Genomic DNA, 26,404 nt, shown 5'->3' with positions numbered 1-26,404 from the left:
CGACCGGCAAATCCCGATTTCTACTCTGCCTCCAGCTTCCCTTTCAGCTGCGCCCGCGCATCCTTGATCGAGGCGGCATAGGTCACCAGCGGGCGCTTGACGCCGTGGTTGATCAGCATACGCCGGATCTGCGGCGCGGCACCTGATATGATGAAGCGGACGCCGGCGCGTTTCGCCTTGTGGGCGGCGCCCTCGATGACGTTGGCCGCCGTCGAATCGAAGAACGGTACGGCCGAGCAATCGAGGATGAAGTTTTTGCGCTGGTCGGCGATGCGGTCGAGCACGGTGCCGACGGTCGACGCGGCGCCGAAGAAGAAAGCGCCGGAGATGCGGTAGACCACGGTGTCGGCGTCGGTCGCCTCGCTGGCATCGTAGGCGTTGGTGCTGTCGGCGACATCCTCCTGCACCAGCGGCTGATCGGCCTCGACCGCAATCGATTTGGCCATGCGGTCGATGAACAGGATCGACCCCAGCACGAAGCCGACGACGATGCCTTCAGTGAGATCGCGGAAGATGACGAGCAGGAAGGTCGCCATCAGCACCAGCGCGTCGCCGCGTGAGGCACGCAGCAAGGTGGCGAAGGCCTGTTTCTCGAACATGTTCCAGCACACGACCGCCAGCACGCCGGCAAGGGCAGCGAGCGGGATGTAGCTGGCGAGCGGCGCCGCCACCAGCATCAAAGCGAGCAGGATGGCTGAGTGGACGATGCCCGAAACCGGTCCGTGGGCGCCGGCCCGCACATTGGTCGCCGTGCGGGCGATGGTGCCTGTGGCGCAGATGCCGCCGAACAGGGCGGACGCGATGTTGGCGAAGCCTTGCGCCACCAGTTCGCAGTTGGAACGATGCCGTCGGCCCGTCATTCCATCGGCGACCACCGCCGACAGCAGCGATTCGATGGCGCCCAGCAAGGCGAAGGCGATGGCATCCGGCAGCACGTCAATCATCCTGTCCAGGCTGACCGGTGGCAGAGCGGGCATTTGCAGGCTGCGCTGGATGCCGCCAAAGCGGGTGCCGATCGTCTCGGCGGGCAGCGAGAGAAGCGCCACGACCAGCGATGCCAGCCCGATGGCGATGAGCATTGCGGGCGATGTCGGCCGCCAGCGTTTCAGGCCGGCGATGGTGACGATGGTCAACACCGCCACCAAGGTCGCCGCCGGGTTGATGGTGCCGGCCGCCTCGGCGACCGCGATCAGCTTCGGCACCAGCGGTCCCGGCTCCTTGCCGGCAAGCTTCAGCCCGAACAGTTCGACGATCTGTCCTGAAAAGATGATGACGGCGATGCCGGCGGTGAAGCCGACCGTCACCGGATAGGGAATGAATTTGATGTAGGTGCCGAGACGAAGATAGCCGATGGCGAGCAGGAAGACCCCTGCCATCATCGTTGCCAAAAGCAGCCCATCGATGCCGACGCGGGCAACCGTCGCTGCCACCAGCACAATGAAGGCGCCGGCCGGACCGCCGATCTGGAAGCGGCTGCCGCCGAGCGCAGAAATGATGAAGCCGCCGACGATCGAGGTGTAGAGGCCGCGCTCGGGAGCGACCCCCGAAGCGATCGCGATCGCCATCGACAATGGCAGCGCGACGATGGCGACCGTCAGCCCGGCAATGGCGTCCGCCTTGAAGTCGGCGAACGTGTAGCCCTCGCGCCAGACCGTCACCAGCTTCGGTGTGAACAATTCGGAAAATGTCGGCTTTACCGACCTGTGGGCCGGTTCATGCACTGCCCGCTGCGTCTGATCCATGGACTGCCTTTCGCACCCTGAAAGGCGGCGGGATCGTCGGCAGGGCTGTCGGCGGTCGCCGTCGCGACTTTATGCCGGCTCAGCCTTGGGACCCCGCGGCACGGCAGGCTTGAGGCGCACGCCCCGGCCGCCGCGCTCGCTGGTCTGGTTCTCGCCGATCAGCTCCACCCCGGCCTCGTCGAGAGCCTGGATGACCTTCATCAGCGTGTCGACCACGCCCCTGACCACGCCATCGCTCGCCTCCATGCGCTGGATGGTCGGAAGCGAAACGCCGGCGCGCTCGGCGAGCGTCTTCTGATCGATGCCGCCCAGCGCCCTTGCGGCACGCATCTGCGCGGCAGTGATCATCGGCCGGAATCCCCGTCTGAGTCTGCAGAAATGAGGTATAATACCATCATTGTGATGTTTCAAGCATTAGTATGAACGTCTGGGACGTAAGGCGCGGCGCATTGACTGACCATTTTTTCAGATACTTTCACGGGCTGATCAACCGGCTGATCTAGTCTCCAGTCTCGCCGTCCGGGTGCTGCCCACGCCATCGCTGCCACGCCCGGGCAGCGAGCCAGCAAAGCATCGCCCAGACGAAGCCCGCGCACCAGCCGGCAAGCACGTCCGATGGCCAGTGGACGCCAAGATAGATGCGGCTGACGCCAACCAGCAGCGTCGTCAGCACCGCCAGCGACAGCACATAGATCTTCGTCGTTCGACCGGGCAGGAAGCGTGCCGCCAGCGCGCCGAGCGTCAGATAGGTCACCGCCGACAGCATGGCGTGGCCGCTCGGAAAAGACAGCGTCGTTTCGTTGACGAGATGCGAGACGAGTTCGGGGCGCGGCCGGTCGATGCCGGCTTTCAGCAGGCTCGACAATACCTGCCCCCCGGCCACCGCCACGAAGATGAAAAGGGCGGTCGCCGGCCTGCGGATAAGCAGGAGATACACGATGACCGCCGTCACGATCAGCACCAGCACGCTGCCGCTGCCGAGGCTGGTGATGTCGCGCATCGCCCCTTGCAGCCACAGCGGGCCGACCGGGCTGTCAGGGCGGCCCGCCTGGCGGAAGGCGAGCAGGATTTCGGTATCGAAGGCGTGCGGCGTGGTGGCGCGCGCCATCTCCATCAGCTCCTCGAATCCCCACAGGCCGGCGGCGATGACCAGGCCGGCCAGCAGCACCGGGAATTCAACCCGGTTGAGCAAAGCGTTCGCGGCGTTCTTCATCGGCAATTCGCCCGTTACAGCCGGCCTTGCAGATAGGGTCCGAGCGTGATCAGCGCCACCGCTGCGATCGCCAGCATGATCCCGGTCGCCTGCAGCGCATTGACGCGCTCGCCGAAGAAGACCAGTGCCACGACGTTCACCGAGACCAGCTGGATGACGGCGGAAAGGCTGAACGACACCGACATGCCGAATTCGCGGATCAGCCGCAGCATGATCAGATTGCCCAGCGAATAGAGTGCCAGCGTCAGCGCGATCTTGCCAAGGCTCGGCGCCAGGCCCCATTGCTTGGCGGCTGTCGCCGCCAGCAGGAAAATGACCGTCGAAAAGCCGAGCTGCAGCAATCCTGAAAAACTCAACGCTCCGTCCCCTCTCGAAGCGGCTCCCGCCGCGTGTGTCGCGGACGTTGTTTCCCAAGCGCGCCGGGACGTCAAGCGACCTCGACCAAACGAAGCTCTTGGCAATGGCAAGCCGGAAGCTCAAAGTACTACCATCGCCCAATCTGTCGGTTCGAAGGGCGGTCAGGGGCTCATGATTCGCAGTTTTCAAAACCTGGTGCGGCGCTGGAGCGAGCTTTCCCTTGCCCTGCAATTCGTCATTGCCGGCGGCTTTGGCCTGCTGGCTGTCATGTTGGTGGTGGGCACCTGGGTGACGGCGCAGATCCGGGACGGCGTCATCCGCAATTCGGCCGCCACGACGGCGCTCTATGTCGACAGCGTGATTGCGCCGCTGCTTCCCGACTTGCGCAAGGAGCAGGAGCTCAGCGAGTCCGTCAAGCAGGCGCTGGACGAGACGCTTGGCCAGGGCGCGCTTGGTAAGCGCCTCGAATCGTTCGTACTCTGGCGCCGCGACGGGACGGTTCTCTACGCCAAGGAGACGGCCCTGATCGGCCGCCGCTTCGGTCCGAGCGACAATCTGCGTTCCGCCTTCGAAGGCAACGTCGTCGCTGAATTCAATACATTCGATGATGATGAACGCGAGGAGAAGGCTACCCGCTTGCCCTTGCTGGAGATCTACAATCCCGTGCGCGAGCCCTGGTCGGGCGAGGTGGTGGCGGTCACCGAGTTCTATGAGATCGCCGACGATTTCCAGGCCACCCTGGCGTCCGCCCTGTGGTCGAGCTGGCTGATCGTGGCCGGCGCGACCCTGGCGGCATTCCTGCTCCTGTCGGGCATCGTCCTGCGCGGCAGCCGCACCATCGACGATCAGCGTGGGGCGCTGCGCCGCCAAGTGTCGGAGCTGCAGGGTCTGGTGGCGCAAAACAGTGCCTTGCGACTGCGCGTGCAACGGGCCTCTCGCCGCGCCACCGCGCTCAACGAAAGATATCTGCGCCGTATCGGCGCCGACCTCCATGACGGCCCGGCCCAACTCGTGGCCCTGGCGGCGCTGCGCATGGATAGTCCGATATTTTCCAGCGATGGCCATTCGGGCGTAAGCCGTTCGACCGAGGTCGCGATGATCCGCAAGACACTGGAGGATGCGATGCGTGAAATACGCGGCATCTGCACCGGCCTTGTCCTTCCGCAGATCGAGACGGCTGCCGCAAACGACATTCTGCGGCTGGCCGTCAAGGAACACGAGCAGAGGACGGGAACGTCGGTGACGCTGACGCTGGCCGGACAGTTGCCGGAACCCGGCGCTTCCGAGAAGATCAGCATCTATCGTTTCGTTCAGGAAGGGCTGAACAACGCCTATCGCCACGGGCTAGGCAAGGATCAGGCAGTGAGCGCCGGGATGAAAGGTGGCAGGCTTTTTGTCGAAGTGTCGGACGGCGGGCCGGGTTTCGATCCGGCGGCACGGGTCGAGGGTCTCGGCCTCGCCGGCCTCAGGGAGCGGGTCGAAAGCATTGGCGGACAGTTCGAAACCTTGACCGGGCCGCAAGGTACGCGTTTGGTGATCCGTCTGTCGGTCGAGGAGCAAGCATGACTGGTACCATCCGCATCGCCATTGTCGACGATCATCCCCTCTTTCGCGAAGGTGTGACGCGCAGCCTGTCGGAGATCGGGGGCTTCGAGATGGTTGGCGAGGGCGCCACGGCGCAGGATGCCGAACGCCTCGCCACGACGGTGCGGCCCGACATCTTGCTGCTCGATATCTCCATGCCGGGCGGCGGGCTGACCGCGGTCGCAAGCATCCTCGCCAGCCATCCCGCCCAGAAGATCGTCATGCTGACCGTTTCGGAGGCCAATGCCGATGTGACAAAGGCGCTGAACGCAGGGGTGAATGGCTATGTCCTCAAAGGCGTCGGGTCGCGCGGGCTCGCCGACATCCTGCGCAATGTTGCAGCCGGCGAAAGCTATCTGTCGCCGACGCTGTCGGCCCGGCTGCTTTCGGATCTCCAGTCCCAGCAGCCGACCGACGGCATTGCGGAACGGCTGCGGCAGCTCACCGATCGGCAGACGGAAATCCTGCGGCTGGTGGCGGAGGGGCTGAGCAACAAGGAAGTCGCCTTGCGGCTTGAGCTGCAGGAGAAGACCGTCAAGCACCACATGACCGGGGTGCTGTCGAAGCTCAATGTGCGAAACCGCACCGAAGCGGCCTTGATGATGCGTGAGTTGCGCGACCGCGACAGGCCTTCTTAGAGCATTTCACCGTTTCACGGAACGGCGAGCTGCTCTAATTCTTTGTTTTGACGCGATTCTAGACGGAAAACCGCTTCACACTTTTCCTAGAATTGCTCCAGGCCAGGTACGGGGAAATGCGCAACGGTTTCCCGTCCCGGATTGCGCAAAAGCACGTCGCGCCTCGGGACTGCAGCCATTGCGGTGCCGAAAACCGGGACGCTGGCCAAAAACGAGGTCACCTCCGCCGGGGGGCGGCGGAGGTGACGTGCAAAGCTGACCGTTGCCTGTTGGCCAGCTTCACAAGGCCTTGAGACGATTGGCATCGGCCGGGGTAGCCTGGCGGTCGATGATCGTGCGACCGAGCGCGTCCTTCATGCTGAAACGACCGTTCTCGAGCTTTTCCGTTATGCCGTCGGGGTGCCGGACCGTGATCTTGTTGCCGGTCACGTCGACCTTGTCACCGGTCTTTGCATTGACATGGCTCCCGCTCTTACCCTGATTGGATCCTGATTTGCCGCTGTTGCCATTCCCATTGCCGTTGCCGCTATTGCCGCTGTTCCCGCTATTGCCTCCGCCGGAATTGCCGCCGTTGCCGCCCCCACTGTTGCCTCCGCCCCCACCACCACCGTTGCCGCCGCCACCTTTGCCGGCGTATGCGCTGGCGGTCTGGATGCCGGAAACGGAGCCGTCCAGGACAATTTGGTAGGGAGCAATCGTCAACGCCAGCGCCGCTGCCGATTTGAGCGCCAGCCGGCAACAACGGGTCGTGACCGATCTGTGCATTTTGATCTCCGACGACTGAGCCCGGCGCGCCCCACCCCAACGTTGCAGTGCAACAACATTGCCGAAAGACGCGGCGCCCGGAAGCGACCTCCGACCGTTGCGGTTGTCAACTAGGACCTTTGCAAGCGCAAGATTGGACTAAAGTCCCAAGCCTATGCTACATTAGCTTTGCATGAACGGCGCCGCGACCGCCATCGCTAAACGGGAGACTCGCTTTCCCGACGCCTGACGACGGCAGACGCCGAACATCAAGTCACCTCCGCCGGGGGCGGCGGAGGTGACTTGTCGAGCCGGCTTTGTCCGTTGATCCGTTGGCAACGACTGACGTCATGCGCCGTTGTAAGATGCGCGCGAAACATGCCGCCGAAGGTCTCCTTCCTCTCGAAAGACGATTCCGGAGCAGCTCACGGCCTCGGGAATGCTGAGCCAGCGCTGCGCGCAATGCCTGTCGCGTCTGAAACGTCTCCCGATGTCACGAAAATGTGACCCGGCGATTATAAGGGGGTCAACAGGTACCCCACGCTCCAGCCACCCGACAGCCAGAGGCAAGCCACGATGACTGACCTTCGCTCCCCCGACACCCGATTCCGCACCAGCCTGCTCGAGGAAAACGACGGCCCGGCGATCAACGCCTCCGACAACCGCACCATGGGCGAGATCATCGCCGCGCGGTTCTCGCGCCGCGGCTTCCTCAAGGGCTCGCTGGCCGTCTCGGCCATCGCCGCCACCGTCAGCCCGCTGGCGCTGATCAGCGCCGACGAGGCCAGGGCAGCGGGAGGCTCGGCCTTCGCGTTCGACGAACTCGAGGCCGGCATCGACGACAAGCACCATGTCGCGTCGGGTTACGATGCCGATGTCCTGCTGCGCTGGGGCGATCCGTTGTTTGCCGATTCGCCCGACTTCGACCCGACGAAACAGTCGGCCGAGGCCCAGGCGAAACAGTTCGGCTACAACAATGACTATGTCGGCTACATCCCGATCGACGGCTCGGCCGAACATGGCCTGCTGGTGGTCAACCACGAATACACCAATCCGCATCTGATGTTCCCGGGCATCGTGAAGATCGTCGAAAAGGACGGCAAGAAGTCGGCAGAAGTCGCACCCCTCTCGAAGGAGCAGGTCGATGTCGAGATGGCCGCCCATGGCGGCACCATCGTCGAGATCCGCAAGGACGGTGGCAAATGGCAGGTGGTGCGCGACGGCAAGCTCAACCGCCGCATCACCTCCAACACCGAAATGGCGCTGTCCGGCCCGGTTGCCGGCCATGACCGCGTCAAGACCAATGCCGATCCGTCCGGCACCAAGGTGTTCGGCACGTTCAACAATTGCGCCGGCGGCGTCACGCCCTGGGGCACCTATGTGATGGCCGAGGAGAACATCCATGGCTATTTTTCCGGCGAGCTGCCGGAAGGCCACAAGGAAGCCGCGAACTACAAGCGTCTCGGCATTCCCGAAGGCGCCTATGAATGGGCGGCGCATTACGAGCGTTTCGACCTCGCCAAGGAACCCAACGAAGCCAACCGCTTCGGCTGGATCGTCGAGATCGATGTCAACGACCCGACCTCGACGCCGAGGAAGCGCACCGCCATGGGCCGCTTCAAGCATGAGGGCGCCGAATCGATCGTCGCCAAGGACGGCCGCGTCGTCTTCTATCTCGGTGACGACGAGCGCTTCGACTATGTCTACAAGTTCGTGACCAGGGCCGCGTTCAATCCGAACGATCGTGCCGCCAACAAGGACCTGCTCGACGATGGCACGCTGCATGTCGCCAAGTTCGCCGAAGACGGCACGGTCGAATGGCTGCCGATCGTCTTCGGCCAGGGGCCGCTGACGGCTGAAAACGGTTTTGCCAGCCAGGCCGACGTGCTGATCGAGACGCGCCGCGCCGCCGACCTGCTCGGCGCCACCAAGATGGACCGCCCTGAAGACATCCAGCCCAATGGCGTCAACGGCAAGGTCTATGTCATGCTGACCAACAATTCGAAGCGCAAGGCCGACCAGGTCGACGCCGCCAACCCGCGCGCCGAAAACGCCTTCGGTCACATCATCGAGATCGCCGAGGACGGCGGTGATTTCACCGCCGCCAAGGGCAAGTGGGAAGTGCTGCTGAAATGCGGCGATCCGGCGGTTGCCGATGTCGGCGCCACCTTCTCGACAGCAACGACGGCCAATGGCTGGTTCGGCATGCCCGACAATTGCGCGGTCGATTCGGCCGGGCGTCTCTGGGTCGCAACCGACGGACAGGGGCCGAAGGCCACCGGCCGCACCGATGGCCTGTGGGCAGTGGACACCGAGGGGGCGGCGCGGGCGACCTCGAAACTGTTCTTCCGCGTGCCGATCGGCGCCGAGATGTGCGGTCCGCTGTTTGCGCCCGACGACCAGACCGCCTTCGTCGCCGTCCAGCATCCGGGCGACGGCGGAGAGGACTGGGAAGCGTTCGGGCGCCCCTCTTACTATGAGGACCTGTCGACGCGCTGGCCCGACTTCAAGCCCGACATGCCGGTGCGGCCGTCCGTGGTCGCCATCACCAGACAGGGCGGCGGCAAGATCGCGGTCTGATTGCCCACTCGCATGGGCAGCAGCGGAGCAGAATTGCACCGCTGCTGCGCCTTGAAGCCGCGGCATGTATCCCTTGGGCTGCGGAGCAGCTCCAGGGGTCTGCGCCGCGTCGCTTCGCTCCTTGCTCCGCCCCAGGATGACGAGGCGACGGGTGAAGTCGGTCAAGCCTCGGGAAAGATTGGCAATTTAAACGTGGCGCTCTAGGTCTTTATCAGGAGATCGCCATGTCGAAGTCCGTCTATGACCGTGGCTTGCTCAAGCCAGCCGAGATCGCCAAGCTGCAGCGCGTGTTCGACGAGGCCTGCCGGCGGCGCGAGGCACATCCCGATTCCGCCGACGCGCGGGAAATCGCGCTTAACCTGCTCGCCCTGCACAATGCCGGCATGGTGGAAGAAGACATGCTGATGGAAGCCGTCGGTTTCCGGCGGCTGGAACCGAAATCAGCGTGATGCGCTGGATTGGTGCGGGGCCGACCTTGCAATTCGTTTGGCGATCGCCTTGGCCAGGATGCCGGCATTGGCGAAGCAGCCGCGAATGCTTGGCCGCATGCCGGTGAACCACAGACCGGGCAATTTTGGATCGGCTTCGCCACCGTTGAAGAGCGGAACGCCCTTGGCGTCGAGCACGCCGAGCTTGCCGACCATGGGCTCTAGCCCGGTGCGGTAGCCTGTCGCGGCAATGACGATGTCGGGATAGATCAGGCTGCCATTGGCCAGGATCACGCCATCGCGGGTGAATTCCCGTATGCCCGGCACGACGGTGATCTTGCCGGCCTTGATGGCGCCGACGGCGCCGTCATCGGCGGCGATCGCGGTATAGTCCGAGGTCAGGCGGCTGGCGCCGCCCGCAGGCGCGGGCGGCAGGCCGAATTTGGTCAGGTCGCCGAAAACCAGGCGCTGGGTTGCCGCCATCACCGCATCGGCGAGCCGCAAAGGCAGGCGCGCCATGAACGGCGAAAGCCGGTGCACGGCGATCTTGGCAATCCGCTTGGGCAGCAAAGCGGGGCCGCTGCGGGCCGACAGCCAGATGGCGGCCGTGTCTATGCCGGCCAGATGATTGAGCGCATCGAAGCCCGAATTGCCGGCGCCGACGACCAGCACTCTTTGGCCCGCATAGGCTTGCGCGTCACCGAAATCCGCCGAATGAATGATGCGCCCGGCGAAATCCTTCATGCCTTTCCATTCGGGGGTGAATGGCTGCCTGTCGCGGCCGGTGGCGATGACGACATTGCGGGCGAAGCGCAGTCCGGCGCTGGTGCGCAATGCCCAGTGATCGCCCTTGAAGGTGATCTCTTCGACCGCGACGCCAAACTGCACCGGCAGCCGGTTCTCCTTCTGGAAATCGTTCATGTGGCGGATGACGACCATCCTTTGCGGAAAGGCGGGCGTGCCAGGAGGAAAGGCGAGACCAGGCAGCGAAGAAAGATCGCGATGGGTGTTGAGATGCAATTGCTGGTGGCGCCGGTGCCAGGGCTCGGCCAGCCGGCTTTCCTTTTCCAGGATCGCCGTCGGCACGCCGGCGTTCATCAAGGCATGCGCGGCGGCCAGCCCGGCAGCACCGGCGCCGACGACGATTGCCGGCTCGACCATGGCCGGCAGATCCGCAACCGATCTGATTGTCGTATCCGTCATTCACTCGAATCCCATTGGACGTCCCGCCGCAAGGCTCGCAGGACGCTGTAACCGTTTGATCGCGCGCAGGATCCCTGCAGCAAACCGCGGCCGAATTTCGAGCGATGCGATTTAGAGCCACACGCCGGGCCGCGGTTGCGCTCTATATGGCATATGCGCGATATCAACGGTAATCAGGTCGCGGCAATGTGATTGATTCGAGGCCTTGGGTGGCTGGCGGGTCTCGGTTATCCCCCACGCGCATGTCCGAAATCGAGTCCGATTTTCGAGTCATGCGCAGAATCAAAGTGTTACAGCACCTTGGCGCGTCCTGGACGGCCGGCGCTGTAGGCGGCACGCGGAATCTCGACCATGCCCTCCTTGCGGTTTTATTTCGACAAGATCCTTGAGGCTGCCGCGCCCGAGGTCGAGCGGCAGGCGCTGACCCATGTCGAACGCCTGGCGCTGGTGCGCCGCTATGGCGACTTCTCGCTCGCCTATTCCACCGCCGTGCAAGGCAAGCTTTCCTATTTCGGCGACGCCGACGGCTACATAGCCTTCGGTACCAAGATGAAGCACCATTTCGCGCTCGGCGACCCGGTGGCGGCTCCGGCGCGTCGGGCCGATTACATCAAGCGCTTCGTCGAGACCGCCGGCAGCCCATGGTTCGTGCAGGTGGGCGAGGATACCGCACGCGTGCTGGCCGGCCTTGGCTACAAGGTCAATCGCCTCGGCATCGACACCCGCCTCGCCCTGCCCGAGCATGATTTTTCCGGGAAGCGCAACGAGACCGTGCGCTACTCCGAGCGCTGGCTGCTGAAGAAAGGCTTTTCGTTCGAAGAGGACAAGCGCACCATCTACCTCGACGAGATCGCCCGGCTTTCGGAAAACTGGCGCGGCGACCGCATCGTCAAGCGCTGGGAGATGGGCTTTCTCAACCGCCATTTCGCCGACCATCTCGGCACCGACATGCGCCGTTTCGTCCTGCACGGTCCCGATGGCGAACTGGTCGCTTTGCTCGACTTCGACCCGTTGTTTGCCGACGGCAAGGTCATCGGCTACACCACCGCCTTCAAGCGCAAGCATCTCGACGCCTCACCGCATGCCGAGGTCGGCCTGACCAAATTCGCCGTCGACCGTTTTCGCGAAGAGGGCATCTCGGTGGTCACGCTCGGCCTGTCGCCGCTCGTCGATGTGGGTCCGAGCGGATTTGCCGAAAGCGATTTCTGGCGCAATGCCTTCCAGCGCGCCTATTCTTCGCCCTGGGTCAACCGCCGCAGGTTCAACCTGCAGGGCCAGGCGGCCTTCAAGCGCCGCTTCCACGGCGTCGAAGAGCCGGTCTATATCGCCTTCCGCAAGGGAACGTATGTCGAGATGCTGGGGCTGCTGCGGCTGGTCAAGGCGATCTAGGTCTGCTGATATTCAGGTGATGCCGGCCTGCAAATGGCGGCTTCCTGCGCTTCCGGTGCTCACGTACGAAAAGTACGCTCCGCTCCGGTTCTCGGAATCCACCATTTTCGTCTCGGCCTGACCTGAATCTCAACAGACCTGTACTTTCGCCGCTCAATTCCTCAGCCGATAACCGGTCCTGAAGATCCAGGCGACGATGCTTATGCAGACCAGCAGGAAGACGACCGTCATGCCGAGGCTGACGCCGACCGAAACGTCGGACTTGCCGTAGAAGCTCCAGCGGAAGCCGCTGATCAAATAGACGACCGGGTTGAACAGCGTCACCGTGCGCCAGATCTCGGGCAGCATGTTGATCGAATAGAAGCTGCCGCCGAGGAAGGTCAGCGGCGTGATGATCAACAGCGGCACCAGCTGCAGCTGCTCGAAACTCTTCGCCCAGATGCCGATGATGAAGCCGAACAGGCTGAAGGTCACCGCCGTCAGCACCAGGAAAGCGAGCATCCAGAACGGATGCAGGATGGTGAGCGGTACGAACAGCGAGGCGGTGGCCAGGATGATCAGGCCGAGGATGATCGACTTGGTCGCGGCGCCGCCGACATAGGCGATGACGATCTCCAGATAGGAGACCGGCGCCGACAGAAGCTCGTAGATCGAGCCGACGAATTTCGGGAAATAGATGGCAAAGGAGGCGTTGGAGATCGACTGCGTCAACAGCGACAGCATGATCAGACCCGGCACGATGAAGGCGCCGTAGCTGATGCCGTCGATCTCGGTGATGCGCGAGCCAATGGCCGAGCCGAAGACGACGAAATACAGCGATGTCGAGATGACCGGCGAGACGATGCTCTGCAGCACGGTGCGGAAAGCACGCGCCATTTCCATCCGGTAGATCGCCCATACTGCGCGAAGGTTCATGGCTCCCTCCTCACCAGATTGACGAAGATCTCCTCGAGCGAAGAGTTTTGCGTGTCGATATCGCGGAACTGGATGCCGCCGGCCTCGAGGTCGCGCATCAACGAGGCGACGCCGGGCCGCTCGGCCTGGTTGTCATAGGTGTAGGTCAGCTGCCCGCCATCCGGCGACAATTCCAGCGCATAGCGCGAGAACGCCTCGGGAATGGCCGTCAGCGGATTGCGCAGTTCCAGCACCAGCCGCTTGCGGCCGAGCTTGCGCATCAGTTCGGCCTTGTTCTCGACCAGGATGATCTCGCCGCGATTGATGACGCCGACGCGGTCGGCCATCGCCTCGGCTTCCTCGATATAGTGCGTGGTGAGGATGATGGTGACGCCGTCCTCGCGCAGCCGGCGCACCATCGCCCACATGTCCTGGCGCAGCTCGACGTCGACGCCGGCGGTCGGCTCGTCGAGGAATAGGATGCGCGGCTCATGCGACAGCGCCTTGGCGATCATCAGCCGGCGCTTCATGCCGCCCGACAAGGTGATCGCCTTGGCGTCCTTCTTGTCCCACAGCGACAGGTCGCGCAGCACCTTCTCGACAAAGCCGGGGTTGGCCGGCTTGCCGAACAGGCCACGGCTGTAATTGACCGTCGCCCAGACGCTCTCGAAGGCGTCGATGGTCAGTTCCTGCGGCACCAGCCCGATCAGACCGCGCGCGGCGCGATAATCCTTGTTGATGTCGTGGCCGTCGACGGTGACCGTGCCCGACGAACGGTTGACGATGCCGCAGACGATCGAGATCAGCGTCGTCTTGCCGGCGCCATTGGGTCCAAGCAGCGCGAAGATCTCGCCGCGCTGAATGTCGAGATTGACTTCCTTAAGCGCGGTGAAACCGGTTGCGTAGGTCTTGGAGACCCCGGAAATGGACAGGATGGAAGGCATGGATGAAAACGGCTGCTTGAAAGAGGTCCCCTGATATAGGCCGAATGTCGGTGCTTGCAACCGCAAGTCAATGCCCTGCTGACAGTTCTCGACAATCGTGCCGGCCGGCCGTCGCAGGTGCGGCGCACAGGCCCGGAGTTATGCGGCACGCAACCGGCAAAATTGTCCTGTGGCGTTCAGCCTCGCGGCAGGACGCCGCTTTGACCTGAACTCGCTTCGGGCCTATCCTTCGCGAGTATTTGCAGCAGCCGGAGCCCATCATGGACCCGCTCATACTTTCGCGTATCCAGTTCGGCGCGAATATTTCATTCCATATTCTATTTCCGACAATCACCATTGCGCTGGGTTGGGTGCTGCTGTTCTTCAAGCTGCGCTACAACGCCACCAACGATTCCGCCTGGATGCGCGCCTATTTCACCTGGGTGAAGGTTTTCGCGCTGTCCTTTGCCATGGGCGTGGTTTCGGGCGTCACCATGAGCTTCCAGTTCGGCACCAACTGGCCGGGCTACATGGAAAAGGTCGGCAACATCGCCGGACCGCTGCTGGCCTACGAAATCCTCACCGCCTTCTTCCTCGAAGCGGCCTTCCTCGGCATCATGCTGTTCGGCTTCCGCCGCGTCTCCAACCGCATCCACACGCTGGCGACGGTGCTGGTCGCCGGCGGCACCACCGTCTCGGCATTCTGGATCATCGCGCTCAATTCCTGGATGCAGACGCCGGCCGGCTTCGAGATGCGCGACGGCGTGGCGCATGCGGTCGACTGGTGGGCAATCATCTTCAACCCGTCAATGCCTTACAGGCTGACCCACATGCTGCTGGCGTCGGGGCTGACGGTGTCGTTCCTGATCGCTGGCCTGTCGGCGCTGCGCTATCTCACCGGCGACCGCTCGGAATCGATGTGGAAGGCGCTGCGCACCGGCGTCTTCACGGCGGCGACCCTGATCCCGATCCAGATCTTCGCCGGCGACCAGCATGGGCTGAACACGCTGGAGCATCAGCCGCAGAAGATCGCCGCCATGGAGGCCAACTGGAACACCGGCCCCAACGTGCCGCTGGTGCTCTTCGCGCTGCCCGACGAGGCAGCCAGGGAGAACAAATTCGAGATCGCCATTCCCAATGGGGCCAGCCTGGTGCTGCGGCACTCGACCAGCGGCGTGGTGCCGGGGTTGAACGACTATCCCGGCAATCATCCGCCGGTCTTTCCGGTGTTCTGGGGTTTCCGCATCATGGTCGGCACGGGCGTATTGATGCTGCTCGTCTCATGGTCGGCGGCCTTCTTCCTCAAGCGCCGGCACAGCCTGCCTAAGCCGCTGGCCATGCTGATGGTGCCGATGGCGCTGTCGGGCTGGCTGGCAACGCTGGCCGGCTGGTACACCACCGAAATCGGCCGCCAGCCCTGGCTGGTGACCGGCGTGCTGAGGACCGCCGACGCGGTCGGCCCGGTGGCCGGCAGCCATGTCGCGCTGACGCTCGCCATATACCTCGTTCTCTATGTGCTGTTGCTGATCGCCTATCTCGGCGTGCTGGTGCACCTGGCGCTGAAGGCGGCGAAGGACGGCGATTCATCGCCGCTGCCAGGCGTCATGAACGCCGCCATGTCGCAGCCGGCGGCTGGCGAGTAGGAGAAGAAAATGAGCTTCGACTGGCCAACCGCGCTCCCCTTGATCTTCGCCGGCCTGATGGGCCTCGCCATCCTGATCTACGTCATTCTCGACGGTTTCGATCTCGGCATCGGCATCCTGTTTGCCGCCGCTGAAGACGCCGAACAGGACACGATGATCGCTGCCATCGGCCCGTTCTGGGACGCCAACGAGACCTGGCTGGTGCTGGCCGTCGGCCTGTTGCTGGTCGCCTTCCCGCTGGCGCACGGCGTCATCCTGACCGCGCTCTACATTCCGGTCTTCGTGCTTTTGATCGGGCTGATCCTGCGCGGCGTCGCCTTCGATTTCCGCGCCAAGGTGCCGACCGAGCGCAAGCACCGCTGGAACCGTATTTTCTTCCTCGGCTCACTCATCGCCTCGCTGGCGCAGGGCTACATGCTGGGCGTCTATGTGCTGGGCCTCGATGTCGGCCTCGGGGGCATGGCGTTCGGCGTGCTGGTGGCGTTATGCCTTGCCGCCGCCTACGCCGCGATGGGCGCGGCCTGGGTGATCTACAAGACCGAAGGCGAGCTGCAGAAGAAAGCGGTGCGCTGGCTGCGCACCGCACTGGTGCTGACCGCGCTCGGCATGGCGGCGGTGTCGCTGGCGACGCCCATCGCCAGCCCGCGCATCTTCGACAAATGGTTCGTCTGGCCGGAGATGCTTTATCTGTCGCCGCTGCCGATCCTGTCGGCGCTTTTGTTCCTGTGGCTGTGGCGGCAGACCTTCCATCTGCCGAAGCCCGACGACCGCCATTCGGTGATGCCGTTCCTGACGCTGGCCGCCATCTTCGCGCTCGGCTTTGCCGGCCTCGCCTGGTCGTTCTACCCGTTCGTGGTGCCGGATCGCCTGACCATCTGGCAGGCAGCTTCCGCGCCGGAGAGCCTGGCCATCATTCTGGCCGGCACCGTGGTCGTGCTGCCGGTCATCATCTTCTATTCGTTCTATGCCTACCGGGTGTTCGGCGGCAAGGCGACGGATCTGACGTATGATTGAGCGGGTCAGGTGGGGGTGAAGGTGGCAGCAGCTACCGTGCCTTCGTCATCCTAGGGCGAAGCAAGGAGCGAAGCGACGCAGCGCAGACCCTAGGATCCATGCCGTGACGGTGGTGCAGTGCTCCGACGGTGCAAGAAACGGTGCACCTACCACCCCGTCCCGCGAAAAAGCTCGAACCACTCCGGATTCGCTTTTTCGATCAGGTCGATCTTCCATTGGCGCGGCCAGCGCTTCAGTGATTTCTCGCGCTGGATGGCATCAGTGATGTCGAAAAATTCCTCATACCAGACCAGCCGCTGCACGCCGCAGCGGCTGGTGAACCCTGCGCCTTGGCCGGATTTGTGTTCCGGCATGCGGCGGCCGAGGTCATTGGTGACACCGATGCAGATCGTGCCACGCTTTTGGCTAGCGGTCATGTAAACGTAGCCTGTCATCGCGCGAAGATAGCTGGCGATCTGCCGGGCAGCCATCCCGCCCCGTTGCATTCTACGCCCAACGTCGCGGCATGGATCCTAGGGTCTGCGCTGCGTCGCTTCGCTCCTTGCTCCGCCCTAGGATGACGACGGAAAGGAGGGCGTCGCCGCCCTTCGCGCACCCGCCCCCGCTTCTCGCGCTCGACTCAATTGCTCGCCGACAGCACCAGCACGGGCTTTTCGCTGTAGAGCGTCGGGAACAGTGCCTTCAAGTTCGCCACCTTGGGCAGGTCGTTGTAGACGATGTAGGGATAGGTCGGGTTCAGCGTCAGGAAATCCTGATGGTAATTCTCGGCCGGATAGAAGGTCTTGCCGGTTTCCAGCGTGGTGACGATCGGCTCCGGGAACACCTTGGCCTGGTCGAGCTGGGCGATGTAGCTTTGCGCGATCTTCTTCTGTGCATCGTTTTCGGCGAAGATCGTCGAGCGGTATTGCGTGCCGGAGTCCGGACCCTGGAAATTCAGCTGGGTCGGGTTGTGGGCGACCGAGAAATAGACCTGCAGCAGCTGGCCATAGGTCACCTTCGACGGATCGTAGGTGATCTCGACGGATTCGGCATGCCCGGTGCGGCCTGAGCCGACCGTCTCGTAGACGGCGGTGTCCTTGTCGCCGCCGGTGTAGCCGGAGACGGCCTTGGTGACGCCCTTGACGTGCTGGAAGACGCCCTGCACGCCCCAGAAGCAGCCGCCGGCGAAGATTGCCTTTTCAGTGCCGGTGGCCGCCTTCTCGTCGATTGCCGGCGGCGGGATCTTCACCGCGTCCTCGGCCGAAACCGCCGGCGTCAGCCAGAAGGCGGCGCCCGCTGCGGCAAGTGCCAGGGCGGCGAGCGCGCTGCGGAAGACGTTCGACGATTGTCTGGTGACTGGTTTTTGAATGTCGGTCATGGCTTGAGCTCCTGTGACGTCCATCATGTGGAGTCTATTGGATAAGATACGATCATGCGACGGGCGAGTTGCGGCCGAAGCCTCACTTTCACGTGCATCCGGATACGGACCCGCGGGACCGAAGCCGGAAACAGCACCACCTTTACTTGGCCGGCGCCATCGCATCCGTTGCCGGCTTCATGGCATCGGTTGCCGGCTTCATGGAATTGGTGTCCATCGGGTCGGCCGGCTTCATCGCCTCGGTTGCAGGCTTCATCGCATCCGCGGCCGGTTTCATGGCATTTGCAGCCGGCTTCATCGCGTTGGTCGTCGTCGGCGCGGGCGATGCCGCCGGCAAACAGCGCCGTCGAGCACAAAGCGAGAGCGAGCGCCGGCAGCGTCAGGCGGGAAGTGGTCATAATGATCTCCTTGGGGTTGGTCGTGAAGGCGCGCCCTCTTGGCGGCCGTGCTATGCGGCGCCGCTCCATGCGGCGTTGCGCAATGTCTTGCCGAAGCCCGATCTAGTCGGTCGCGGCAGCCAGGATCAGCCCGCCACCGGGCGACTGCACGAGCACGGCGGTGCTCAGGCCGCCGGACGCGGCGGGCAGCGGATACGTCGTGGCCGCGCCGGTCCAGCTGCCGAGGTTTTTGAGCGCATGCACGACATTGGCGTGCGGCAAGGTGCGGCCGGTATTTTCGCCGCGCGCCACCGGCACCTCGACGACGCCCTTGGCATAGCGCACCAGCCAAACATCGGCGTGGCCGCCAGGTGCGGCGCCGGCGCCGATGCTGATCTTGCCGCCATCGAGCGACAATGCCGGGCCGCCCGTCCGGCCGCTCGCCGAGATCAGCTTTTCGATCTCGCCGGGTGCGGCGCCGACGACATCGGCATGGCCGTTGACCACCACTTGCGGCGTGAACGGCCCGTCATGGCCGAGCGCCGGCTCGTAACTGACCTGGCGCCGGGTGAATTCCTGTTTTCCGAAAATATCCTTCCAGCCGAGATAGTCCCAGTAGGTGACGTTGAACGACAGCGCCAGCACGCCGGGCTGGTCCTTGACCTTGATCAGATTGGCATTGGCCGGCGGGCAGGACGAGCAGCCCTGGCTGGTGAACAGCTCAACCACGGTGAGCGGCTGGGCCGCGGCCGCACCGAGCGACGCCGGCCAGCGCGAGCGCGCAGAGGCTGGACACTGTGACGAACTTGCGGGACATCGGCTTGCTCCGTGGGCGGCGGCGCCTGGAAGCACCGCTGATACCCCCACTTCGCCGCTGCTTGCTGCTTCGTTACAGCGCTCACTGGTTTGTGATGAAGGTTCGGGAGATCGCAGGGAAAGCCGGAGGGACAGCACCCCCCTCTGGCCTGCCGGCCATCTCCCCCGCAAGGAGGGAGATCGACCCTCATCACGGCTTTCGCCTATCACTAGCTTCGCAACAGGAGCGCGGCCGACGAAGCTGCCAATCTCCCCCCTTGCGGGGGAGATGTCCGGCAGGACAGAGGGGGGTGTGAAGGATCGCCAAGCCTCACAAGCCCATAGGGCGTTTAGCCTGGGGCAGCGTCTACTGCGTCAGCACCGTGTTGGAGGGCCGCTTGTTGAAGTCGCACTTGCCGGTCACGCTGTAGAAGAAGTCGGCGTTCGTGACGTCTGGCAGTGGAGGATTGTTGCCGCCGTCTTCCCATGCCTGGTCGCTGGTCTGGCTGCAAGGCACCACTTTGAAGATGTCGACGTCCGTGTTGCTGGCAACCTCGACGGGGAGGTATTTGGAAGGGTCCAGTGCCTTTTGTGCCGCGGTGTTGTACCCGGCGCCGAGGTAGAGCCGGTTCGACGTGTCTGTATTGTTCGACTTGAGCGGGTTGACCGGTCCGGACGGCACATCCATCTGCAGATAGAGCTTGTCCACCGTGCTCACGTTGATTGTTGCGCCACTGCTGTTTCCGGCGGTATTCGTGGTCGCGCACGTCGTCTTGAAATAGATGGTGGCGCTCGTCTTTCCGCTTTTTGCCACCGCGGTGCTTCTGTAAACTCCCGCAGTGGCAGTGAAATCGGTTGCCGATCCTACTGTCGTGCACACTTGGGTCTGAACCAGCGTATTGGTTGGTCCCGTGGTAATAGTTGTCGTGCCGTAACCTTTCGGCTCGGTAGCCGTGTAGGTCTTACCCCCGCTCGTATAGGAATAACTATACGCTTTGTAGTTATAGTTGGCCTTCATCATGGCCGTCGGTGTGGTCGTGGAGGTCCAACCGTAGGGAAGGCCGTACAAGGTCATGGTCTTGTTCCAGTAGCCTGAAACGTGATCGACGTTGAATGTGGCCTCCACCAGTGCGGGCGTCTTGCTCACCGCCGATGAGACGCCAACCGGCACCGTGGTGATCCGGGCGATCTGCATGAACACGGTCGGCATGGCGTAGCTTGCCGAGGCCCGCGCTGTGGCGGTGCCGTTGGCGCTGACGTCGAAGCTGTTCAGCGTCGCTGTGCCCTGTCCGCCGTTTTCTCTGTAGGTATCCTGGAGCACCACCTGGCGCTGCGGCTTCGTCGAGGCCGTTTCCATCGTGGTGATCGACAGGATCGCGGCGTCGAGTGCCGCCTGCTCGGTCGACCTGGTCTGGACCGCGGAGGTGTAGTCGACGGAAAAGCCGATCGCGGTGATCAGCGGAATCATGGCGAGAACAAGTATCGGTGCGAACGAGCCGCTCCGCGACTCGATAAAACTGCCTGCAAGCCCCCGCATGCCTTCGTCCTTACATCAGATATTTCCCCCCGCTAACATGCCGATCACAAATTATGCTCTAACGCGCGTGGTTAAAATTTATCGTTTTTTCGAGGAATCCGGGGGAAAAGGCGACAAGCGCCCGCACCGCTTGCCCCGGCAGCCGCCTGCTCTGCTTTCCCGGCAACGGCTGTACGGCTTGCCAGGCAACGGGCCGCGCCACATGTGCGGCGGCAGCCTGCCGCTTGCTCGGGCAAGCCACCCCTGCTAAACGCGCGCCATGAGCACGCCCCTCGACCACATCCGCAATTTCTCCATCGTCGCCCATATCGACCATGGCAAATCCACGCTTGCCGACAGGCTGATCCAGCTGACCGGCGGGCTGGAGCTGCGCGACATGAAGGAGCAGGTGCTGGACTCGATGGATATCGAGCGCGAGCGCGGCATCACCATCAAGGCGCAGACGGTGCGGCTGAAATACCGCGCCAACAATGGCGAGGACTATATCCTCAATTTGATCGACACGCCCGGACATGTCGACTTCGCCTATGAAGTGTCGCGTTCGCTCGCCGCCTGCGAGGGGTCGCTTCTGGTGGTCGACGCCTCGCAGGGCGTCGAGGCGCAGACGCTGGCCAATGTCTACCAGGCGATCGACAACAACCACGAGATCGTCGTGGTGCTGAACAAGGTCGACCTGCCGGCCGCCGAGCCCGAGCGCATCCGCGAGCAGGTCGAGGAGGTGATCGGCATCGACGCCTCCAACGCCGTGCTGATCTCGGCCAAGACCGGCCTCGGCATTCCCGACGTGCTGGAGGCCATCGTCCACCAATTGCCGCCGCCGCGCGAAGGCGACGCCACAGCGCCCTTGAAGGCGATGCTGGTCGACAGCTGGTACGACGCCTATCTCGGCGTCATCGTTCTGGTGCGCGTCATCGACGGCGTGCTGAAAAAGGGCCAGACCATCCGCATGATGGGCACCGGCGCCAAGCACCTGGTCGAGCGCACCGGCGTGTTCACCCCGGCCCGCATCAATGTCGACGAGCTCGGCCCCGGCGAATTCGGCTTCTTCACCGGCTCGATCAAGGAAGTGGCCGACACTCGCGTCGGCGACACCATCACCGAGGACAAGCGCACCACCGCCAAGGCGCTGCCCGGCTTCAAGCCAGCGCAGCCGGTGGTGTTCTGCGGCCTGTTCCCGGTCGACGCCGCCGATTTCGAGGATCTGCGCGCCGCGGTCGGCAAATTGCGCCTCAACGACGCTTCTTTCTCTTTTGAAATGGAAACCAGTGCCGCGCTCGGCTTCGGCTATCGCTGCGGCTTCCTTGGCCTGCTGCATCTGGAAATCATCCAGGAGCGGCTGGAGCGCGAGTTCAACCTCGACCTCATCGCCACGGCACCGAGCGTCGTCTACCGGCTGGCGCTAACCGACGGCTCGATGAAGGAACTGCACAACCCGGCCGACATGCCGGATGTGGTGAAAATCTCCGCGATCGAGGAGCCGTGGATCCGCGCCACCATTTTGACGCCCGACGACTATCTCGGCGGCATATTGAAACTCTGCCAGGACCGGCGCGGCATCCAGGCCGACCTGTCCTATGTCGGCAAGCGCGCCATGCTGATCTACGATCTGCCGCTCAACGAAGTCGTCTTCGATTTCTACGACCGGCTGAAGTCGATCTCCAAGGGCTACGCCTCCTTCGACTACCACCTCACCGACTACCGGGAAGGCGACCTGGTGAAGATGTCGATCCTGGTCAATGAGGAGCCGGTGGATGCGCTTTCCATGCTAGTGCACCGCACGGCGGCGGAAAAGCGCGGCCGGCAGATGTGCGAGAAGCTGAAAGAGCTGATCCCCAACCATCTGTTCAAGATCCCGATCCAGGCCGCCATCGGCGGCAAGGTCATCGCCCGCGAAACCATCTCGGCGCTGCGCAAGGATGTTACCGCCAAATGCTACGGCGGCGACGTCTCACGCAAACGCAAGCTGCTGGACAAGCAGAAAGAGGGCAAGAAGCGGATGCGGCAGTTCGGCAAGGTCGATATCCCGCAGGAGGCGTTTATCCAGGCACTGAAGATGGGGGATTAAGCGGTCCGGCCTGCGGCCGGACGCATCGACCCGGTGGAAGATGTCCATCGGCATTGCGCGTAGCACTCCCTGCACCTCCATCTGACAGGAGTTTGGCGTCCGTTATTCAGGCCGTTCGATGCCGGTGAAAGCCGTTTCGGAAACGGTACAAGCGTTGAATTGTAAGGCACAGGTGGACGATTTTATTTACCGGATTCACAGATCGTACCTGATTTGCTAGGATCGTCACGCTTAGCAAAGGGGTCCGCAGCTTCTCTCGGGAGGAAAAGGCACTAGTTAAGCCATTCGGACGCGCGACACGGTGAAATTCTGCCGGCCGTGGCACTGCAGTAATGTAGGCGCATTTTGTGGGGTTCGGGGCAGGCCCCACCGCGTCCATTGGGCGAGCGGCAAATAGCCGCTCGCCACCCCTCAAAGGATTGACCCGCGTTTCAACAATGCTTCGAGCTGCCTATCGCCAAAGCGGTGGAATGTGGACACGTAGGGCTCGAAGCCTCCCGCAGTTATTTTTATGGCCACTTTGTATCGTTTTCCGGTGTCTGGGTGGACATAGATCACAACAGCGTGCCTAGGCCTGTCAGCCACCCATACCCCATCGCGAAGCATCATGGGCATGCAGAGAAGGTCAATCATGGTGATGTCGGGATGGTCTTTCAGAATATGCCGCAGAGATGTGCTCGAAAGGTATGCGATGCCGAGGCTACATCCCAAATATGCGGATGGGTTCGCTGGCATATAGCCGACAGGAACCGTCCTATCGGGAGGCTCCAGTAGCCCTTCCAACTGAGTGAGATCGAGATAGATGCCCAAAGAGAAACCGCCAGAGCCACAAAACAAATCGAAAAAATCCGTAGGGCCGCGCAAGTGATTCCAGGCGGACGATTCGGAAGAAGTCTTTGACCGTATCTTGAAGAAAATAGCGAAAGCTTCGCCTGCTAACGAGGCGAAGAAATTGACCGCCCGGTAAACGGCGTGCTAGATTCTCTGGGCAAAGGTGGGAGGCGGAAGCATTCGCGCTCCGTCCCCCTGCCACCCTGTGGTGGCTACCGGATTGGGTCTCTTGTGATGACTCTCTCCGGGATACGTTGAACTAGGGTTGTTGCATAGTGACCTCCTTTAGTTCTTCGGACATTGCAGCGGGTGCTGTTTGGCGACGTGCCCGCTGCAAATTTTGAATCATCTACCGGTCTTAACTATTTATTAACCACTTCTAACTGCAAACACTAAATATAGTATTAACAGACAAATTTCTCCAGTCCGACAATTCTACCTTTCGATCCGATCCATATGCGTCAGCAGCCTCGCGAAAGATTGCGAATGCGGGGAAAAGCGCACTTGGTCCAGGAAAAAGACCGGGCTCAGAACTTCCGGTCGCGCTCTCAACAGGAGTGCATAGCTTATAAAAGGCGACTCGTTTTGAGTCGTCAAGGAATCGTTTGCGTAGCTTTGTGACCCCAACATCTTGGGTGCCAAAATAAGCAAAGCGGGAGACAACTGTCTCATGCGGTCAAGATACAGCTGAGCACGGGGATTGCTGTCCCCTTACTCGTGACTGGTCTTTACCCGACCGCGCTGCTGGCGATGAAGTACCGGCGGCTGGGCAATGACTGCATAGCTGCCGGGTTTCTCACCTTTCTCGCCAGTGCGGCGAGCTGCGCGGGATCAAGCCATCGGCGCCGCGCCGCGCCGCTCGAGCGCGGTCTTGCGGATGATTTCCGCGATCTCCGGGCTGCTGCTGCACAGCATCTGGAAATCCGCCGCGTGCAGCGACAGAAGGGAGACCGCCGTCGCGGCGCTGACGGTCGCCGAACGCGGTTCGCCGCTGATCAGCGCCATCTCGCCGAAGAAGGCGCCAGGGCCAAGCTCCACCGGGTTCGGCGTCGCGACGCTGACCCGCCCCTCCACGACGAAGAACATCCGATCCCCGGTCTCGCCACTGCGGCAGATCACGGCGCCCGCCGGCAAATTACGAGGTCTTAGCGCGCGCACGATCTCGACCAGCACGGCCGGGCCGAGCTTCTGAAACAACGGCACGCCGGCGACCAATTGCCAATTGCGGACGAAATCCTCGCGACGGATTTCCTGATAGAAGCCGGAGGCAAGAATGCCGGCCCAGAGCGCGAAGATGCCGATGCCAGTCATCATGACCGCCCCGGCAAGGACGCGGCCGGCGAAGGTTTGCGGGATGTCGTCGCCATAGCCGGTGGTGGACAGCGTAACCACCGCCCACCACATTGCCTCGGGGATGCTGCCGAACTTTTCCGGTTGGATGTCGCGCTCGATGACATAGGCGGCGAGTGCGACACCGAACAGAACGACGCCGAAGAGCGTGGTGACGCCGATCAGGTTGCGCGCTTCGTTGGCCAGCACCCTGCCCAGCACCGGAAAGAAGGTCGAGTCGCGCAGCGGTTTCAGCAGCCAGACACCACAGTAGAGGCTCCAGTCGGGTGTGCCGTCGAGGAGAAATGCGGCGAGTGGAACCAAAACCGCGAGCACGTCGATGGCGATTGCCGGCGTCCTGTCCCGAAGGTCTCCCGCCCAGTGCTTGAGCAGCGTCGCGGCCATCTGCAGAAGATAGGCGCCCCAAATGACCGCGAGCAGGGCGATCAGAGCCAGTCTGCTTCGTCCGGACAGGTTCGGTGTCGTGAGCGCCGCCACCGCCAGCAGCCCAGGCGCGGCCAGCACCGCGTTGAGCGGCGCGTAAATTCTCAGGAAAGGCAGTACCGACATTCTATGCCCACGAGCCGCTACTATCCGCCAAAATAGGCTGCCTTCAAGGCAAGCGTAAAGGTGCTTGCTGCGATGCGCCGATATCGGTTCTCGGGCAAGGCCGACTTTGTCGATTGCGGGCGCTGCGGACCGCTCTCTCGACAGTCTCTGCCTTCACGCCCTTGTCGATTTCGGGCTGACACTGGAGCCGCGTCGGGAAGTCAAGCAGGTGAGAACGCCTCGCCATCGGCGAGCATTGGATCAGACACCGCCCTGCAGTATGCTTGAGCCAGCTTGGGGAGACATCACATGCGTACCACATCAGACACCATCGCCGCGATCGGCCTCGCCATCGGCGGCGCCTTCGGCCTCGCCGGCACCTTCGTGGCCAGCGCTGAAGTGCGCGAAACGCTCTGGACGATCGACGGCGTGGCACTGGTGGTGGCGACCGCGCTGCTGACGATGAAATGCCAGCGCATGGGCAATGACTGTGTCGCGGCCGGATTCCTGACCTTCCTCGCCGGCGAAAGCCTGCTGCTCGCCGGCAACGCGGCGGGGCTGGAGGCCAGCGTGCCCTCCTATGTCGGCGGCATCTCGCTGTGGGCGGCGGCACTGGTCATGGTCAGCGTGCCGAAGACTTTTGCCCTGTGGATGCGGCTCACCGCGCTCGTGGCCGCCGTGCTGTTTGTCGTCTCGGCTTGCATGATCCTCTGGGGCACGCCCCTGCTGCCAACCTCGGCGCCGCTGCCCGCCGCCGGCTATCCATTCCTGGTGCTGACCTTTGTTGGCTGGATCTGGACTTTGGTGAGGGCGGCGCGGTGAGCCTTTGTCTGCTTCCGTACCAAACGTCCGGCCTAGTTGATCGAGCATCGCCGGAACGGTAAAAAAACCGCGCGGCGGACCCAGGTTCGCCAGTGGCCGGCGCGGGCTCAGGCAACTGCCTCACCGGCATTCGCGCCGGCCATTTCCCAGGTGCAATTCGGCCAACGTTGGCGCCGCCCCTCATCTGCCGCCATCTTCTCCCCGTAAACGGGGCGAAGGACGCGGTGGTCGATGATTTCGCTAGTCGCCAACCTTGCAATGGAGGCGCCGGGGATGGCGCGGCTTGGTTCCTCGCCCCACGAAGTGGGGAGAGCGACTATCTGGGGTGTCAAGTTGCAATTACGAACTCGTTGCGCGCATCGCGTGCTTTTGCATTGAGGATGACCAGGA

General features: G+C 63.0%; 21 protein-coding genes and 2 pseudogenes. 9 read left to right on the top strand and 14 right to left on the bottom strand.

The genetic code is table 11. The features are described 5' to 3' along the window. Positions 1–20 precede the first annotated feature (20 nt). The 4 genes from NKJ37_RS30090 to NKJ37_RS30075 form a co-directional block, all read right to left on the bottom strand. Entirely contained in the window at positions 21–1,742 is a 1,722-nt protein-coding gene (locus NKJ37_RS30090) for a SulP family inorganic anion transporter (RefSeq protein ID WP_023813473.1), read from the bottom strand. Between the two features lie 69 nt (positions 1,743–1,811). Next, positions 1,812–2,090, bottom strand: a complete 279-nt coding sequence (locus NKJ37_RS30085; RefSeq protein ID WP_352776226.1) for a helix-turn-helix domain-containing protein — start codon at positions 2,088–2,090, stop codon at positions 1,812–1,814. A 151-nt stretch (positions 2,091–2,241) separates the two neighbouring features. Continuing rightward, the gene (locus tag NKJ37_RS30080; RefSeq protein ID WP_023813471.1) at positions 2,242–2,955 is read right to left on the bottom strand and encodes a phosphatase PAP2 family protein; all 714 of its coding nucleotides are present in this window, start codon (positions 2,953–2,955) and stop codon (positions 2,242–2,244) included. Positions 2,956–2,969: 14 nt separating this feature from the next. After that, positions 2,970–3,311 carry a hypothetical protein gene (locus tag NKJ37_RS30075; RefSeq protein WP_013528672.1) on the bottom strand — a complete coding sequence of 114 codons (342 nt, stop codon included), beginning with the start codon at positions 3,309–3,311 and terminating at the stop codon, positions 2,970–2,972. A gap of 172 nt (positions 3,312–3,483) precedes the next feature. Between NKJ37_RS30075 and NKJ37_RS30070 the strand changes: the two genes are divergently transcribed. Beyond that, a complete protein-coding gene (locus tag NKJ37_RS30070; protein ID WP_023813469.1) occupies positions 3,484–4,878 on the top strand; it encodes a sensor histidine kinase in 1,395 nt (464 codons plus the stop codon). Then, entirely contained in the window at positions 4,875–5,534 is a 660-nt protein-coding gene (locus NKJ37_RS30065; protein WP_023813468.1) for a response regulator, read from the top strand. The genes NKJ37_RS30070 and NKJ37_RS30065 overlap by 4 nt, the downstream gene beginning before the upstream one ends. Positions 5,535–5,813: 279 nt before the next feature. Here NKJ37_RS30065 and NKJ37_RS30060 read toward each other — a convergent pair whose 3' ends face one another. Then, complete coding sequence (locus NKJ37_RS30060) at positions 5,814–6,299, bottom strand: hypothetical protein (RefSeq protein WP_023813467.1); 486 nt, start codon at positions 6,297–6,299, stop codon at positions 5,814–5,816. Between the two features lie 555 nt (positions 6,300–6,854). Here NKJ37_RS30060 and NKJ37_RS30055 point away from each other — a divergent pair. Both NKJ37_RS30055 and NKJ37_RS30050 read left to right on the top strand, forming a co-directional pair. Further along, entirely contained in the window at positions 6,855–8,858 is a 2,004-nt protein-coding gene (locus NKJ37_RS30055) for a PhoX family protein (RefSeq protein WP_352776224.1), read from the top strand. A gap of 224 nt (positions 8,859–9,082) precedes the next feature. Then, positions 9,083–9,307: a hypothetical protein gene (locus NKJ37_RS30050; RefSeq protein ID WP_352735894.1), complete on the top strand. Its 225-nt coding sequence runs from the start codon at positions 9,083–9,085 to the stop codon at positions 9,305–9,307. Here NKJ37_RS30050 and NKJ37_RS30045 read toward each other — a convergent pair. Beyond that, positions 9,299–10,489, bottom strand: coding sequence for a flavin-containing monooxygenase (locus NKJ37_RS30045; protein ID WP_352776222.1), 1,191 nt, complete (start codon positions 10,487–10,489; stop codon positions 9,299–9,301). The two genes, NKJ37_RS30050 and NKJ37_RS30045, sit on opposite strands and share 9 nt — an antisense overlap. A 351-nt stretch (positions 10,490–10,840) precedes the next feature. Between NKJ37_RS30045 and NKJ37_RS30040 the strand changes: the two genes are divergently transcribed. Continuing rightward, a complete protein-coding gene (locus NKJ37_RS30040; RefSeq protein WP_127296923.1) occupies positions 10,841–11,878 on the top strand; it encodes a phosphatidylglycerol lysyltransferase domain-containing protein in 1,038 nt (345 codons plus the stop codon). Positions 11,879–12,031: 153 nt separating this feature from the next. On the opposite strand, the gene NKJ37_RS30035 is transcribed toward NKJ37_RS30040, so the two are convergent. After that, positions 12,032–12,793 carry an ABC transporter permease gene (locus NKJ37_RS30035; RefSeq protein ID WP_128305642.1) on the bottom strand — a complete coding sequence of 254 codons (762 nt, stop codon included), beginning with the start codon at positions 12,791–12,793 and terminating at the stop codon, positions 12,032–12,034. Next, complete coding sequence (locus tag NKJ37_RS30030) at positions 12,790–13,716, bottom strand: ABC transporter ATP-binding protein (protein WP_352776220.1); 927 nt, start codon at positions 13,714–13,716, stop codon at positions 12,790–12,792. The genes NKJ37_RS30035 and NKJ37_RS30030 overlap by 4 nt, the downstream gene beginning before the upstream one ends. 260 nt (positions 13,717–13,976) lie before the next feature. On the opposite strand from NKJ37_RS30030, the gene NKJ37_RS30025 reads away from it, so the two are divergent. Together NKJ37_RS30025 and NKJ37_RS30020 are read left to right on the top strand one after the other, a co-directional pair. Beyond that, complete coding sequence (locus NKJ37_RS30025) at positions 13,977–15,338, top strand: cytochrome ubiquinol oxidase subunit I (RefSeq protein ID WP_352776218.1); 1,362 nt, start codon at positions 13,977–13,979, stop codon at positions 15,336–15,338. A 9-nt stretch (positions 15,339–15,347) separates the two neighbouring features. After that, a complete protein-coding gene (locus NKJ37_RS30020) occupies positions 15,348–16,352 on the top strand; it encodes a cytochrome d ubiquinol oxidase subunit II (RefSeq protein ID WP_352677930.1) in 1,005 nt (334 codons plus the stop codon). A gap of 146 nt (positions 16,353–16,498) precedes the next feature. On the opposite strand, the gene NKJ37_RS30015 is transcribed toward NKJ37_RS30020, so the two are convergent. The 5 genes and pseudogenes from NKJ37_RS30015 to NKJ37_RS29995 form a co-directional block, all read right to left on the bottom strand. Next, a complete protein-coding gene (locus tag NKJ37_RS30015; RefSeq protein WP_352678033.1) occupies positions 16,499–16,786 on the bottom strand; it encodes a GIY-YIG nuclease family protein in 288 nt (95 codons plus the stop codon). Positions 16,787–16,971: 185 nt separating this feature from the next. Then, positions 16,972–17,709 carry a peptide-methionine (S)-S-oxide reductase MsrA gene (msrA, locus tag NKJ37_RS30010; RefSeq protein ID WP_352677932.1) on the bottom strand — a complete coding sequence of 246 codons (738 nt, stop codon included), beginning with the start codon at positions 17,707–17,709 and terminating at the stop codon, positions 16,972–16,974. A gap of 142 nt (positions 17,710–17,851) precedes the next feature. Further along, positions 17,852–18,107, bottom strand: a pseudogene (locus NKJ37_RS30005) (hypothetical protein). A 102-nt stretch (positions 18,108–18,209) separates the two neighbouring features. Continuing rightward, positions 18,210–18,903: pseudogene (locus tag NKJ37_RS30000) on the bottom strand (DUF1223 domain-containing protein). Positions 18,904–19,248: 345 nt separating this feature from the next. Continuing rightward, a complete protein-coding gene (locus NKJ37_RS29995; RefSeq protein ID WP_352776216.1) occupies positions 19,249–20,418 on the bottom strand; it encodes a TadE/TadG family type IV pilus assembly protein in 1,170 nt (389 codons plus the stop codon). Positions 20,419–20,677: 259 nt separating this feature from the next. Here NKJ37_RS29995 and lepA point away from each other — a divergent pair, with 259 nt between their 5' ends. Further along, positions 20,678–22,483, top strand: coding sequence for a translation elongation factor 4 (gene lepA, locus NKJ37_RS29990; protein WP_128305633.1), 1,806 nt, complete (start codon positions 20,678–20,680; stop codon positions 22,481–22,483). A gap of 1,662 nt (positions 22,484–24,145) precedes the next feature. On the opposite strand, the gene NKJ37_RS29985 is transcribed toward lepA, so the two are convergent. Continuing rightward, entirely contained in the window at positions 24,146–25,213 is a 1,068-nt protein-coding gene (locus tag NKJ37_RS29985; RefSeq protein ID WP_352442938.1) for a cyclic nucleotide-gated potassium channel, read from the bottom strand. Positions 25,214–25,501: 288 nt separating this feature from the next. Between NKJ37_RS29985 and NKJ37_RS29980 the strand changes: the two genes are divergently transcribed. Further along, positions 25,502–26,014 carry a hypothetical protein gene (locus NKJ37_RS29980; RefSeq protein ID WP_352776213.1) on the top strand — a complete coding sequence of 171 codons (513 nt, stop codon included), beginning with the start codon at positions 25,502–25,504 and terminating at the stop codon, positions 26,012–26,014. The last annotated feature ends 390 nt before the right edge of the window (positions 26,015–26,404 follow it).

It is taken from the genome of Mesorhizobium sp. M0140, from assembly GCF_040322475.1.
Taxonomy (GTDB): Bacteria; Pseudomonadota; Alphaproteobacteria; order Rhizobiales; family Rhizobiaceae; genus Mesorhizobium.
Note: the sequence above shows the minus strand (reverse complement) of the source record. Positions and strands in the feature narration are given on the sequence as shown.

What these genes read in the sequence shown, in the direction of transcription:
- NKJ37_RS30090 (WP_023813473.1), bottom strand. Translation starts at nt 1,742, where the DNA reads ATGGATCAGACGCAGCGGGCAGTGCATGAACCGGCCCACAGGTCGGTA.
- NKJ37_RS30085 (WP_352776226.1), bottom strand. Translation starts at nt 2,090, where the DNA reads ATGATCACTGCCGCGCAGATGCGTGCCGCAAGGGCGCTGGGCGGCATC.
- NKJ37_RS30080 (WP_023813471.1), bottom strand. Translation starts at nt 2,955, where the DNA reads ATGAAGAACGCCGCGAACGCTTTGCTCAACCGGGTTGAATTCCCGGTG.
- NKJ37_RS30070 (WP_023813469.1), top strand. Translation starts at nt 3,484, where the DNA reads ATGATTCGCAGTTTTCAAAACCTGGTGCGGCGCTGGAGCGAGCTTTCC.
- NKJ37_RS30065 (WP_023813468.1), top strand. Translation starts at nt 4,875, where the DNA reads ATGACTGGTACCATCCGCATCGCCATTGTCGACGATCATCCCCTCTTT.
- NKJ37_RS30060 (WP_023813467.1), bottom strand. Translation starts at nt 6,299, where the DNA reads ATGCACAGATCGGTCACGACCCGTTGTTGCCGGCTGGCGCTCAAATCG.
- NKJ37_RS30055 (WP_352776224.1), top strand. Translation starts at nt 6,855, where the DNA reads ATGACTGACCTTCGCTCCCCCGACACCCGATTCCGCACCAGCCTGCTC.
- NKJ37_RS30050 (WP_352735894.1), top strand. Translation starts at nt 9,083, where the DNA reads ATGTCGAAGTCCGTCTATGACCGTGGCTTGCTCAAGCCAGCCGAGATC.
- NKJ37_RS30045 (WP_352776222.1), bottom strand. Translation starts at nt 10,489, where the DNA reads ATGACGGATACGACAATCAGATCGGTTGCGGATCTGCCGGCCATGGTC.
- NKJ37_RS30040 (WP_127296923.1), top strand. Translation starts at nt 10,841, where the DNA reads ATGCCCTCCTTGCGGTTTTATTTCGACAAGATCCTTGAGGCTGCCGCG.
- NKJ37_RS30035 (WP_128305642.1), bottom strand. Translation starts at nt 12,793, where the DNA reads ATGAACCTTCGCGCAGTATGGGCGATCTACCGGATGGAAATGGCGCGT.
- NKJ37_RS30030 (WP_352776220.1), bottom strand. Translation starts at nt 13,716, where the DNA reads ATGCCTTCCATCCTGTCCATTTCCGGGGTCTCCAAGACCTACGCAACC.
- NKJ37_RS30025 (WP_352776218.1), top strand. Translation starts at nt 13,977, where the DNA reads ATGGACCCGCTCATACTTTCGCGTATCCAGTTCGGCGCGAATATTTCA.
- NKJ37_RS30020 (WP_352677930.1), top strand. Translation starts at nt 15,348, where the DNA reads ATGAGCTTCGACTGGCCAACCGCGCTCCCCTTGATCTTCGCCGGCCTG.
- NKJ37_RS30015 (WP_352678033.1), bottom strand. Translation starts at nt 16,786, where the DNA reads ATGACAGGCTACGTTTACATGACCGCTAGCCAAAAGCGTGGCACGATC.
- msrA (WP_352677932.1), bottom strand. Translation starts at nt 17,709, where the DNA reads ATGACCGACATTCAAAAACCAGTCACCAGACAATCGTCGAACGTCTTC.
- NKJ37_RS29995 (WP_352776216.1), bottom strand. Translation starts at nt 20,418, where the DNA reads ATGCGGGGGCTTGCAGGCAGTTTTATCGAGTCGCGGAGCGGCTCGTTC.
- lepA (WP_128305633.1), top strand. Translation starts at nt 20,678, where the DNA reads ATGAGCACGCCCCTCGACCACATCCGCAATTTCTCCATCGTCGCCCAT.
- NKJ37_RS29985 (WP_352442938.1), bottom strand. Translation starts at nt 25,213, where the DNA reads ATGTCGGTACTGCCTTTCCTGAGAATTTACGCGCCGCTCAACGCGGTG.
- NKJ37_RS29980 (WP_352776213.1), top strand. Translation starts at nt 25,502, where the DNA reads ATGCGTACCACATCAGACACCATCGCCGCGATCGGCCTCGCCATCGGC.